Genomic DNA, 12,231 nt, shown 5'->3' on the forward strand with positions numbered 1-12,231 from the left:
CCGCGGGTCACCGCGACGGCAGTTCGACGCTGTCCCCGTCGCCGCCCCGGTCCGCCGCGAAGCCGCGCACGTCCGGCGCGCCGAGCCGGGCCGCGTCGGCCGCCACGTCGTCCGCCATCAGCTGCGACTGCCGCTCGGCCTCCACCCGGGCCCGGTAGTGGGCCACCTCGCGGGCGCGGGTCGCCTCGTCCCAGCCGAGCACCGCACCCATCAGCTCCGCGGCGTGTTCCGCCGACTCCAGGCCGCGGTGGGTGGTCTCGATGGAGATCCGGGTACGCCGGGTCAGCACGTCCTCCAGGTGCAGCGCCCCCTCGGCGCGGGCCGCGTACGTCACCTCGGCGGCCAGGTACTCCGGTGCGCCGGCCAGCGGGGAGCCGAGCAGCGGATCGGCGTCGACCAGGGCGAGCAGGTCGAGGGTGAGGGTGCCGTAGCGCTCCAGCAGGTGCTCGACCACCCCGACCGGCACCCCGTGCCGGCGGGCCAGGTCGGCCCGGTCCCGCCACATGGCCGCGTACCCGTCGGCGCCGAGCAGCGGCAGGTCGGCCGTGCGCGACGGCCGGGTCCAGCCCAGCCGGTGCACCGCCCGGTCGACCACGTCGGAGGCCATCACCCGGTATGTCGTGTACTTGCCGCCGGCCACCAGCAGCAGCCCGAGCATCGGCTCGACGACCGCGTGCTCCCGGGAGAGCTTCGAGGTGGAGTCCGCCTCGCCGGCCAGCAGCGGGCGCAGCCCGGCGTAGACGCCCTCGATGTCGGCGGTGGTGAGCGGGCGGTCCAGCACCGCGTTGACGTGCTCCAGCAGGTAGTCGATGTCCTTGGCGGTGGCCGCCGGGTGGGACCGGTCCAGCCGCCAGTCGGTGTCGGTGGTCCCGATGATCCAGTGGCCGCCCCACGGGATGACGAACAGCACGCTGGTGGCGGTGCGCAGGATCAGGCCGGCCTCGCCGGTGATCGCCGAGCGGGGCACCACCAGGTGCACGCCCTTGGAGGCCCGGACCCGGAAGCCGGGGCGCAGCCCCACGTCGTTGAGCATCCGGGACATGTCGTCGCTCCACACGCCGGTCGCGGCGATGACCGTGCGCGCGTGCACCTCGAACTCGGCGTCCGGCGAGCCGGCGGGCGCCTCCAGGTCGCGGACCCGGACCCCGGTGACCTCGCGGGCCTGCCGGATGAGGCCGACCGCCCGGGCGCTGGTCACCACGGTCGCACCGAGGCTCGCCGCGGTGCGGGCCAGCGTCACCACCAGGCGGGCGTCGTCGACCTGGCCGTCGTAGTAGCGGATCGCGCCGGCCAGCCTGTCGGGCCGCAGGCTCGGGAAGATCCGGTGGGCGCCCTCCCGGGTCAGGTGCCGGTGCAGCGGCATGCCCCGCCCGCCGCCGAACAGCCCGGCGAAGATGTCGTAGGCGGCCACGCCGGCCCCGTAGTAGGAGCGGCGGAAGAACCGGCGGGGCAGGTCCCGCACCCCGCCCTCGGCGGGGAGCGGAACCAGGATCGGCACCGGGCGCACCAGGTGCGGGGCCAGCCGGGTGGCGAGCAGCCCGCGCTCGGTCAGGGCCTCGTGCACCAGGTGGAACTCGAGCTGCTCCAGGTAGCGCAGGCCACCGTGGATCAGCTTGCTGGACCGGCTGGAGGTGCCGGCGGCGTGGTCGCGCGCCTCCACCAGGGCCACCTTCAGGCCGCGCGACGCGGCGTCGAGCGCGGCGCCCGCACCGGTCACGCCACCGCCGATGACCAGCACGTCGAACCGCTCGGCGCGGAGTCGGCGCAGGTCATCGGCGCGGCGCTCGACGGAGAGCTGACCGGCCGCGGATCGGGACACATTAGGGTCGCGCACCTGTCCACGGTAACCGGCGCCGCACTCCGGCGGCAGGCACCCGTCGGGCCGTACGGTGAGGGCCATGCAGGCCGGCCCACCCACCGCTCCCGTCCCTCCCTTCCCGCCCCCGCGCCCGGCGACCGGGCCGTGGCCGGTGGTCGCCGCGGCGGTGACCGGCGTCTGGGCCGTGCTGGTCACGGTGCCCGGCCAGCTGATCGGCTGGGTGGTCGACCAGCTGGTGCTGGTCTCCGGGGTGGACCGCGCGGTGGCCGTCTGGCCGGTGGTCGCGCTGGTCACCGTGCTGCTGGTGGGCGCGCCCACGCTGGCGCTCGCGCTGCTCCCCCGCTCTCCCGCGGTCCGGGCGACCGGCCGGGCCTGGCTGGCCGGCACGCTCGTGCTCGGCGCGCTGACCCTGCTCCGTGCACTGCCGCCGGTGCACCACGAGGCGTACCTGGCCGCGCTGGCCGCGACCGCGGCGCTGCTCGCCCTGGCCCTCGCCCGGCTCGCCCGCCGCAGTCGGTCCGCCCCGCCGGTTCCGGCCATCCCGCCGTCCCCGCCCGGCACGCCGGCCGAGCCCGATGACGGTGCGGCGGGGGCGGGCGGCCGGGCGGGGCGGTTCGGGCCGGTGACGCTGCTGGCGGTGGCCGCCGGGCTGGCGTCGCTGCTGCCGTGGGCCTGGGTGGGCGCGCTGGGTGGCTCGCTGGAGACCCTGCTCGCCGGGCTGGCCGCCGCCGCGCTCGGCGCGCTCGCCGGGGTGCTCCTCGGTCCCGCGTTCTGGGCCGCGTTCACGGTCGGCACGCCACCTCGGCCGGCCCGGCTGGTGCTCGTCGGCGGGCTGGTCGCCGGGGTGACCCTGGCGCTGCTCGCCGCGGGGGCCGGTCAGTCCGGCGCGCACCTGCCGGGGCTGCTCCTGCTGCCCCCGCTCGGCTTCGTGCTGGGCGCGCTGGAGGCGGCGGCCCGGCACGCGGGCCGGCCGGCCGGGCCCCGGCCGGTGCGCTGGCTGGTCGGCCTCGCGCTGCTCGGCCCGCTGGCGTTCACCGACCCGGAGGAGATCACCGTCCTGCTGGCGACCACCCGCGACGTCCCGTTCTGGGTCGCGGTCGCGACCGGCGTCGCGTTCGCCGCCGCGGTCCTGCTCGCCATCGGGTACGGCGTGCTGCTCGCCCGGCCCCGCGCCCGCGCGCCCCGGCGCGGCCTGGCCGGGCTGGCCGCCGGAGCCCTGCTCGCCGCCCTCGTCGTGGTGTACGCCGTTCCCGGCCAGCCCGGCCTGCACGGCGAACGCCTGCTCGTGGTGCTCCGCGAGCAGGCCGACCTGACCAACATCCCCGCCGGGGCGCCCGGGCGGGCCGGCCGGGACGCCCGCGCGGCCGAGGTCTACCGGCGGTTGGTGGCCACGGCCGACCGCAGCCAGGGCGACCTGCGCCGCGAGCTGGACCGGCTGCGCCTGCACCCGACGCCGTACTACCTGGTCAACGCCATCGAGACGGACGGCGGGCCGGCCGTCCGGGCCTGGCTCGCCGGTCGACCGGAGGTGGCCCGGGTGCTGGTCAGCCAGCGGCTGCGCCCGTTGCCCGCGGCGGCGCCCCCCACCCGGGGCGACGTGCCGGCGCCGACCGGCCCGACCTGGAACGTGTCGCTGATCGGCGCGGACCGGGTCTGGTCGGAGCTGGGCGTGACCGGCGCCGGCGTGGTGGTGGGCAGCTCGGACTCCGGAGTGGACGGCGGGCACCCGGCCCTGGCCGCCGGCTTCCGGGGCGGCGACGACTCCTGGTACGACCCCTGGGAGCACCGTCCGGCGCCGGCCGACCGGGGCGGCCACGGCACGCACACGGTGGGCAGCGCGGTGGGTCGGAACGGGATCGGGGTGGCCCCCGGCGCCAGCTGGGTCGGCTGCGTCAACCTCGACCGCAACCTGGGCAGCCCGGCGCGCTACCTGGACTGCCTCCAGTTCATGCTGGCGCCGTTCCCGCCGGGCGGGAACCCGCTCACCGACGGCCGGCCGCAGCGGGCCCCGGACGTGCTGACCAACTCGTGGGGCTGCCCGCCGGTCGAGGGCTGCGACCCGGGGGCGCTGCGCCCGGCGACCGCCGCGCTGGCCGCGGCCGGCATCCTGGTGGTGGCCGCCGCGGGCAACAGCGGCCCGTACTGCGGCTCGATCGCCGACCCGCCGGCGCCGTACCCTGACGTGCTCACGGTCGGTGCGGTCGACCGGGCCCGCCGGCTCACCGAGTTCTCCAGCCGGGGGCCGGCGGTCGGGGGCGCCGCCAAGCCCGACCTGGTGGCGCCGGGCGCCGGGGTGCCGTCGGCGTTCCCCGGGGGCGGTTATGCCACCCTGGACGGCACCTCGATGGCGACCCCGCAGGTGGCCGGCGTGGTGGCGCTCATGTGGTCGGCCAACCCGGCGCTGGTCGGCGACCTGGACCGCACCCGCCGCATCCTGACCGAGACGGCCACGCCGGCCGTGACGCCCGCCGACGCGCCCTGCGGCGGCACCCGGAACCTGGTCGGCGCCGGCCTGGTCGACGCGTACGCGGCGGTCCGCGCCGCGCGGGCCGCCGACCTCGGTTAACAACCCTGTCCATTGGCCGGCGGATGACCTAGGGTCGCGTCCATGGACGTGGAGATCATCGAGCTGGGGGCCGACCGCCTGGCCGAGGTCGTCGACCTCTGCCGGCGCGCCCTGGACCTGCCGGAGGACGCCGCCGAGGCGCCGGCGATCGTGGCCACTCTCGCGGACCGCGCGGCCGCCGACCGTCCGGTGCTGCGCCTCGGCGCGGTCCGCGGCGGCTCGCTGGTCGGGGTGCTGGTCGGCTCGCTGTCCGCAGGGGATCCGCGCGTCGGTCACGTCGACCTGGTGGCGGTGGCGCCGGACGAGCGCCGCCAGGGAATCGGTGGGTCGTTGCTGGCCGAGGCGGAGACCCGGCTCGGCGGGCTCGGCGCGGCCGAGCTGCTGCTGGCCGGAAACCCGCCGCACTACGCCTGGCCCGGCGTCGACGTGCGCTACACGCCGGCGGTCTGTGCGGCGTTGCGGCTCGGCTACCGGCAGGACCGGACGGCCTGGAACATGACGGCCGACCTGGGTGAGGGCTCGGCGGCGCTGCGTTCCACCGAGCCCGCCGAGCAGCGGCTGGCCGGGCGGGGCGTCACGGTACGCCGGGCCGAGCCGGCCGACCTGCCGGCGCTGGCCGCGTTCGCCCGTACCACCTTCGGCGGCTCGTGGGACGGCGAGCTGGCCGGCTCGGTCGGCCGGCCGGGCGCGGGCGCGCATCTGGCCGAGCGGGACGGTGAGATCCTCGGCTTCGCCGCGTACGGGTCGTCGCGGCCGAGCTGGTTCGGGCCGATGGGGACCGCTCCGGCGGCCGAGGGCTCGGGGATCGGTGGGGTGCTGCTCCGCCGCTGCCTGCGCGACCAGGCGGCGGCCGGAGTCGAGGCGGCGCAGATCGGCTGGGTGGGCCCGGTGCCGTTCTATTCGGGGGCGGCGGGCGCGCGGATCGAGCGGGTGTTCTTCCTGTACCGGAAGGCACTGAACGGACAGAAGTAACTAAAGTTACATAGACGGCAATAACGCCGTTCGGCCTCCTCGGTCATCGACCGGCCCCTACGGTCGGGGATTAGAGGAGGCGGGCATGACCACGGACGACGAACGGACCGACGACCAGCCGGCGAGCTGGCGACCGGTCGGCGAGCTTCCCGGCCAGCTGCCGTTCGACCGGCTCGACTTCGGCGACGCCGAACAACTCGCGGAGATGACCGGGGCCGACGGACCCTCCGCCGAGGAACCACTGCAACCGGTGGACGAACCGATCCGGCTCGCACCGCCCTACGACCGGGCGCACAAGCGACGCAACCAACGACCACTGCCGACCTGAGACATACGAGAAGGGGGCGGACCGCTGACGCGGCCCGCCCCCTTTCGGCGTGCTGGGTGGAGCTGGACTCAGAAGTCCATCTCCCCGCCACCCGGGCCAGCCGGGGCGGCCGGGGTCTTCTCCGGCTTGTCCGCCACGACGGCCTCGGTGGTGAGGAACAGCGCGGCGATCGAGGCGGCGTTCTGCAGCGCGGAACGCGTCACCTTGGCCGGGTCGATGATGCCCGCGGCCAGCAGGTCCACGTACTCGCCGGTCGCGGCGTTGAGGCCGTGACCCGGGTCGAGGTTGCGGACGCGCTCGACGACGACGCCACCCTCGAGGCCGGCGTTGACGGCGATCTGCCGCAGCGGGGCGTCCAGCGCGATCTTGACGATCTGCGCGCCGGTCGCCTCGTCGCCGGCCAGGTCCAGCTTGTCGAAGGCGGTCTTGCCGGCCTGCACCAGCGCGACGCCACCACCCGGGACGATGCCCTCCTCGACGGCGGCCTTCGCGTTGCGGACGGCGTCCTCGATGCGGTGCTTGCGCTCCTTCAGCTCGACCTCGGTGGCCGCGCCGACCTTGATCACCGCAACACCGCCGGCCAGCTTGGCCAGGCGCTCCTGCAGCTTCTCGCGGTCGTAGTCGGAGTCGCTCTTCTCGATCTCGGCCCGGATCTGGTTGACCCGGCCCTGGATCTGGTCGGCGTCGCCGGCACCGTCGACGATGGTGGTCTCGTCCTTGGTCACCACGACCTTGCGGGCGCGGCCCAGCATGTCGAGGTTGACGGCGTCGAGCTTGAGGCCGACCTCCTCGCTGATGACCTGACCACCGGTGAGGATGGCGATGTCGGTCAGCATGGCCTTGCGGCGGTCACCGAAGCCCGGCGCCTTGACGGCGACCGACTTGAAGGTGCCGCGGACCTTGTTGACCACCAGGGTGGCCAGGGCCTCGCCCTCGATGTCCTCGGAGATGATCAGCAGCGGCTTGCCCGACTGCATGACCTTCTCCAGGATCGGGAGCAGGTCCTTCACCGACGAGATCTTGCTGTTGACGATCAGGATGTACGGGTCGTCGAAGACGGCCTCCATACGCTCCGGGTCGGTCATGAAGTAGGCGGAGATGTAGCCCTTGTCGAAGCGCATGCCCTCGGTGAGCTCGAGCTCGAGGCCGAAGGTGTTGCTCTCCTCGACGGTGATGACGCCTTCCTTGCCCACCTTGTCCATCGCCTCGGCGATGATCTCACCGACGCTGGGGTCAGCGGCGGAGATGGAGGCGGTGGAGGCGATCTGCTCCTTGGTCTCCACGTCCTTGGCGAGCTTCAGCAGCTCCTCCGAGACGTTGGCCACGGCGGCCTCGATGCCCCGCTTCAGGGCCATCGGGTTGGCGCCGGCGGCCACGTTGCGCAGACCCTCACGGACCAGGGCCTGGGCCAGGACGGTCGCCGTCGTCGTGCCGTCACCGGCCACGTCGTCGGTCTTCTTCGCGACCTCCTTGACCAGCTCGGCGCCGATCTTCTCGTAGGGGTCCTCGAGCTCGATCTCCTTGGCGATGCTCACACCATCGTTGGTGATGGTGGGGGCACCCCACTTCTTCTCGAGCACGACGTTGCGGCCCTTGGGGCCGAGCGTCACCTTCACGGCGTCGGCGAGCTGGTTCATGCCCCGCTCGAGGCCGCGGCGCGCCTCTTCGTCGAACGCGATCATCTTGGCCATACGGCGTTGTCCTCCTGGACACTCACGGGCCACCCGAGGGTTCCCGGATGGGCCCGTCTGGTGTACGCACCTTGGGGACGTCGCCACCTGGCGACGACGACGTCTCCTCGGTCGGGCCGGACAGCCCGCGACGACCGGCCCCGTGCCGCTCCGGCGCCATTCCGACACCGGCACGGCCGTGGCCCTACCGCCCCGACCATTGGCACTCACCGTACGCGAGTGCCAATGACTTGTTTAGCACTCTCCCTAGCCGAGTGCAAGCACGCTGCCCCCGCTCAGCCGAGTTCCGCGGCCAGCCGGGCGGCGTTCACTGGGCCTTCGTGGGCCCGCTGCTCGGCGTACGTGGCGACCAGCCCGACGAGCTGCGCCAGGTAGGCCGGGGTCGCCAGCACCGCGCCCACCACGGCCAGCGCCACGGCGCCCACGGCGGTGCCCGGTGCGGCCAGCGGGTCCACCCCGAAGGCAAGCTGGTTGACCAGCCCGAGCACGCCGTCGAGCACCGCGGCGGCGATCAGCGCGCAGATGACCAGCGCCACCCGGCCCAGCACCATGCCGAACCGGTTGTGGAACATCCGCCAGGCCCGGCCGACGGGCTCCTGCCGCTCGAACAGGTAGATCGGGCCGAACAGGGCGAACGCGAACGCCGCGTAGAGGCCGGGCAGCAGGCAGAAGCAGGCGCCGACCGTGATCAGCAGCGAGGTCACGATGGTCCAGCCCCAGAGGCCGAGGGCGCGGCGCAGCCCGTAGCGGAGCGCCGCGCCGACCCCGACCGGCTCCCCGGCCGCCTGGCGGGCCACCACCCAGGTGCCGGCGGCCCAGCCGGCGCTCTGCAGCGGGCCGAAGATCAGGGCGGCCAGGAGCACCGCGCCGTAGAAGGCGAACACGTGCTCGAAGTAGCCGCTGGGCAGCACCGGCGTGCCGTCCGCGCCGGTGACCGGCTGCTCGGTCGGAGCCAGGGCGAGCGAGATGACCGCGATCACCGTCGCCGGGACGGTCTGGGTGAGCAGCATGATCGGCAGGAGCTGCCGCCAGCCGCGCCGCAGCGCGCCCCCGCACCGGCTGAACCAGCCGCCGACGCCCGCGTGCGGCGGGGTGACCAGGGGATCCTGCGGATCGAGACCCGGGTGCCAGCCGTAGGGCTGGCCGGGCAGCGGGTAGCCGGGGTAGGCCGCGCCGGGCATCGGCGCGCCACCGGCCGGCCAGGCCCAGCCCTGCGGCGGCCCGGCCGGGTACGGCTCCCAGGGCTGGCCGCCGGCCCCGGGCTGGCCGGGTGCGGCGAACGCACCGGGGCCGACCTGCGAGCCGGGCGGTGCGAACGGGCCGGGTTGCGCCGGCACTGGAGGGTCCGCCGGAGCAGCGGGCCGGACGCGGTCCGTCGGGGTGGGCGACCCGGGCGCGGTGGGGTCGACCGCATGCCCCGGCGCGGCCGGCGACGCGGGCCGGGTCGGGTCGGCCGGGGCACCGGGCGATGCCGGGGGCACCGGCTCGGCGGAACCCGACGGGGACAGGTCGGACATGAACCCTCCTCAGCAGCGGCGGCTGGAACGGCTCATGATCTTCCACGGCGCGGGCCTGCGCCGCACCCCCCTCGTCGGGGTGACGCGGCCGCCGATCGGGCGGCGGCCGCGCAGGATCAGGCGATGACGCGGACCCGCTCGGCCTGCGGCCCCTTCTGGCCCTGGGCGATCTCGAACTCGACCCGCTGGCCGTCGTCCAACGCCTTGTAGCCGTCCATCTCGATCGCGGAGAAGTGGACGAAGACGTCCTGCCCGCCGTCGACGGCGATGAAGCCGTAGCCCTTTTCGGAGTTGAACCACTTCACGGTGCCCTGTGCCACGGTGCACTTCCTCACTCTGCGCGGCGTTCCACGACCCCGGAAACCGGCGGACCGGCACCGGCGAGCCACCGGTTCGGCGATCGGCGACGACCGCTGAATCGAGTGACCGAAATCGCACGGTACACGAGGCGTGACGACCGCGCACGACCACAAATCGGGCATATTCCGGGCGCGGTCCGGGCCCGGCCGGGCACGGGTGACGGCCCTTCCGGTATGCATGCGACATGACCAGCGCGCCCACCACGACCACCACCGTCCGCCGGGTCCGCCCGGCCGACGCCGCCCGGATGCGGGCGCTCCGGCTGGAGATGCTGGCCGACTCCCCGCTGGCGTTCCTGGAGACCGTGGCCGAGGCCGCCGCCCGGCCGCACGCCGAGTACGCGGCCCGGATCGCCGCGGTCTCGCACGGCGAGCACAACGCCCAGTTCGTGGCCGACCCCGGCGGCCGGCTGGTCGGCCACGCCGGCGGCACGGTCGCCCCGGACGAGCCGGGGCTGACCGTCATCTACGCCGTCTACGTCACGCCGTCCTGGCGCGGCAGCGGGCTGCTCGGCGCGCTGGTGGACGAGGTGGCCGCCTGGTCCCGGGCGTGCGGCCGGCCCGAGCTGATGCTGGAGGTGGTGGTCGGCAACGGCCGCGCCTGCCGGGCGTACGAGAAGCTGGGCTTCGTGGACACCGGGGTGCGCGTCCCGCACCCGAGGATCCCGACGCTCCACGAACTCCAGATGCGCCGGCCCGCCTGAAGCCCGGCGCCGGAAGGGCCCCCTTGCGTCGGCAGGGGGCCCCTCCCTGCGCGGGCTCAGACGTGGCGGCGGCTCTGCACGATGCGGAACCGGTTCGCCACGTACGCGCCGTCGGTCAGCGCCGAGTTCGCCGCCGGGTTCGCACCCGAGCCGTGGAAGTCGGAGAACGCCGCCGACTGGTTGACGAACACCCCGCCGGTCAGGTTGCAGGACAGGTGCACGCCGGCGTCGACGGCCGCCGCCTCGGCCGCGTCCAGCACCGCCTCGTCGGTCGAGTAGACGCCGGCGGTCAGGGCGCCCTTCTCGCCGACGGTGGAGCGGAGGATCTCCAGGCTGTGCGCGGTCGAGTCGGTCGCGATGGCGAACGAGATCGGGCCGAACCACTCGCGGGAGTAGGTCGCGGTGTCGGCCGCGTCGAGCTTCACGACCGTGGGCGTCCGCACCACCGCGTCCGGGAAGGACGGGTGCGCCACGGTCCGCGACTCCAGCACCGGCTCACCGACCTTGGTGACCTCCTCCAGCCGCTCCAGCACGCCGTCGTTGACGATCGCGCCGGTCAGCTCGACACCCCGGGCCGGGTCGGCGGTGAGCTTGGCGACCGCGCCGGCGATGCCGGCGGCCACCTCGTCGAAGCTCTTGTGCCCCTGGTCGGTCTCGATGCCGTCCCGGGGGATCAGCAGGTTCTGCGAGGTGGTGCACATCTGGCCGCTGTAGAGGGTCAGCGTGAAGCCGAGGTTGCGGCAGAGGCCCGCGAAGTCGTCGGTGGAGTCGATCACCACCGTGTTGAGGCCGGCCTTCTCGGTGTAGACGGCGGCCTGCCGGGCGTTGGCCTCCAGCCAGTCGCCGTACTCGGTCGAGCCGGTGAAGTCGACGATCTTGACCGCCGGGTGCAGGGCCAGCGTCGAGGCGAGCTTCTCGCCGGCCGCCTCGGGGGCGAGCTGCACCAGGTTGGGGTCGAAGCCGGCCTCGGCGAGCACCTGGCGGGCGTACTTCACGGTGATGGCGAGCGGCAGCACCGCGCGCGGGTGCGGCTTCACGACCACCGGGTTGCCGGTGGCCAGGGAGGCGAACAAGCCCGGGTACGAGTTCCAGGTCGGGAAGGTGTTGCAGCCGATCACCAGCGCCACGCCGCGGGGCACCACGTGGAAGGTCTTGCTCATCCGCAGCGGGTCGCCCTTGCCGGCGGCCTTCTCCCAGCCGGCCGTGCCCGGGTGCCGGGTCATCTCGGCGTACGCGTAGGCGATCGCCTCCAGCGCCCGGTCGAGCGCGTGCGCGCCGCCGGCCTGGAAGGCCATCACGAACGCCTGGCCGCTGGTGAACTGCACCGCGTTGGCCAGCTCGAAGATGTTCCGGTGCAGCCGGTCGAGGATCTCCAGGCAGACGCCCACCCGGGCCCGCGGGCCGGCGTCACGCCAGGCCGGCAGGGCGGCGGTGGCGGCGGCCACGAGCTGGTCGGCGCCGGCGTGCGGGTAGCGCACGTCGAGCGCCACGCCGAACGGGCTGACCTCGGTGGCGACGGTGTCGCCGTCGCCCGGCTGGTCGAGCGGGAAGTCACCGCCCAGGTACGCCTCGAAGGCGGCCTTGCCGTCGGCGGCGGCGGTCTCGCCGTACACCCGGGGGCTGGGCGACTCGGGATAGGCGGACCAGTACCCGCGCTCCGTGATCGCGGTCAGCGCCCGGTCGAGGGTCTCGGCGTGCCTGTCGTACAGGGGGTGCGGGGTCTCCGTCATGCCCGCCATCATGCAACAGCTTGCCACCAGATCAGTAGTGGCGTGTCACAAGTCAGATCGTCAACCGCCAGTCGGTCGAGCCGGCAGCCGAGCTGCTCGTTGATCACGATCATGTGGTGTTCGAACCGCCGCCGGCACAGCGGCGGGAGATCCGGCTCGTCCACGGATTGCGCCGCGACGGCCGTCCGGTAGACGGCGTCCAGGGTCGCTCGATCGGCGGGATCGAGGAGGGTGACCGGGAGGCCCGCGCCCGTGAGGGTGGCCCCCGCACAGCGAAGGGGCCAGCGGTTTTCCGCTGGCCCCTTCGGACGTTGGTCGGGAGGGACGTCCGCACAACGCCTCCGGCGTTGGGTCGCAAGAACTTGAAAAGTCTCCGGCGGATGCCCTCCCGCACGGAGCATCTTGCGCCGTCCAATTCCTGCCGTCAAGTCCTTGTCGGCGCGTTTTCCGCACTCACAGCGAAAAGCCAGTTACCCAACGGATCACCCCAATCCCCCGCCCGGGCGATCCCCCCATCCCCCGCCCGGACGAGTCCGGCGACGGGG

At 74.5% G+C, this 12,231-nt stretch carries 10 protein-coding genes; 4 read left to right on the top strand and 6 right to left on the bottom strand.

Annotation, left to right across the window (positions count from 1 at the left end):
* Positions 1-7: 7 nt before the first annotated feature.
* On the bottom strand, positions 8-1,819 hold the full coding sequence (locus ACZ6PY_RS12610; protein WP_466072075.1) for a glycerol-3-phosphate dehydrogenase/oxidase: 1,812 nt from the start codon (positions 1,817-1,819) through the stop codon (positions 8-10).
* A 79-nt stretch (positions 1,820-1,898) separates the two neighbouring features.
* On the opposite strand from ACZ6PY_RS12610, the gene ACZ6PY_RS12615 reads away from it, so the two are divergent.
* The 3 genes from ACZ6PY_RS12615 to ACZ6PY_RS12625 all read left to right on the top strand — a co-directional run bounded on the left by ACZ6PY_RS12615 (position 1,899) and on the right by ACZ6PY_RS12625 (position 5,685).
* Positions 1,899-4,385: a S8 family serine peptidase gene (locus tag ACZ6PY_RS12615; RefSeq protein WP_466071638.1), complete on the top strand. Its 2,487-nt coding sequence runs from the start codon at positions 1,899-1,901 to the stop codon at positions 4,383-4,385.
* 42 nt (positions 4,386-4,427) lie between these two features.
* Positions 4,428-5,357, top strand: a complete 930-nt coding sequence (locus tag ACZ6PY_RS12620; RefSeq protein WP_466071639.1) for a GNAT family N-acetyltransferase — start codon at positions 4,428-4,430, stop codon at positions 5,355-5,357.
* 85 nt (positions 5,358-5,442) lie between these two features.
* Positions 5,443-5,685 (top strand): hypothetical protein, encoded by a 243-nt coding sequence (locus tag ACZ6PY_RS12625; RefSeq protein ID WP_466071641.1) that lies wholly within the window; start codon positions 5,443-5,445, stop codon positions 5,683-5,685.
* A gap of 68 nt (positions 5,686-5,753) precedes the next feature.
* On the opposite strand, the gene groL is transcribed toward ACZ6PY_RS12625, so the two are convergent.
* The 3 genes from groL to ACZ6PY_RS12640 all read right to left on the bottom strand — a co-directional run bounded on the left by groL (position 5,754) and on the right by ACZ6PY_RS12640 (position 9,213).
* A complete protein-coding gene (gene groL, locus ACZ6PY_RS12630) occupies positions 5,754-7,376 on the bottom strand; it encodes a chaperonin GroEL (protein ID WP_466071643.1) in 1,623 nt (540 codons plus the stop codon).
* Positions 7,377-7,651: 275 nt separating this feature from the next.
* A complete protein-coding gene (locus tag ACZ6PY_RS12635) occupies positions 7,652-8,713 on the bottom strand; it encodes a hypothetical protein (protein WP_466071645.1) in 1,062 nt (353 codons plus the stop codon).
* Between the two features lie 296 nt (positions 8,714-9,009).
* A complete protein-coding gene (locus ACZ6PY_RS12640) occupies positions 9,010-9,213 on the bottom strand; it encodes a cold-shock protein (protein ID WP_067305333.1) in 204 nt (67 codons plus the stop codon).
* Between the two features lie 224 nt (positions 9,214-9,437).
* Here ACZ6PY_RS12640 and ACZ6PY_RS12645 point away from each other — a divergent pair, with 224 nt between their 5' ends.
* A complete protein-coding gene (locus tag ACZ6PY_RS12645; RefSeq protein WP_466071647.1) occupies positions 9,438-9,956 on the top strand; it encodes a GNAT family N-acetyltransferase in 519 nt (172 codons plus the stop codon).
* A 56-nt stretch (positions 9,957-10,012) separates the two neighbouring features.
* On the opposite strand, the gene paaN is transcribed toward ACZ6PY_RS12645, so the two are convergent.
* Entirely contained in the window at positions 10,013-11,686 is a 1,674-nt protein-coding gene (gene paaN, locus ACZ6PY_RS12650; protein WP_466071648.1) for a phenylacetic acid degradation protein PaaN, read from the bottom strand.
* Positions 11,687-11,694: 8 nt separating this feature from the next.
* Positions 11,695-11,850, bottom strand: a complete 156-nt coding sequence (locus ACZ6PY_RS12655; RefSeq protein ID WP_466071650.1) for a hypothetical protein — start codon at positions 11,848-11,850, stop codon at positions 11,695-11,697.
* Positions 11,851-12,231 lie beyond the last annotated feature (381 nt).

The sequence above is a fragment of the Micromonospora sp. NPDC048907 genome (genome assembly GCF_055586885.1).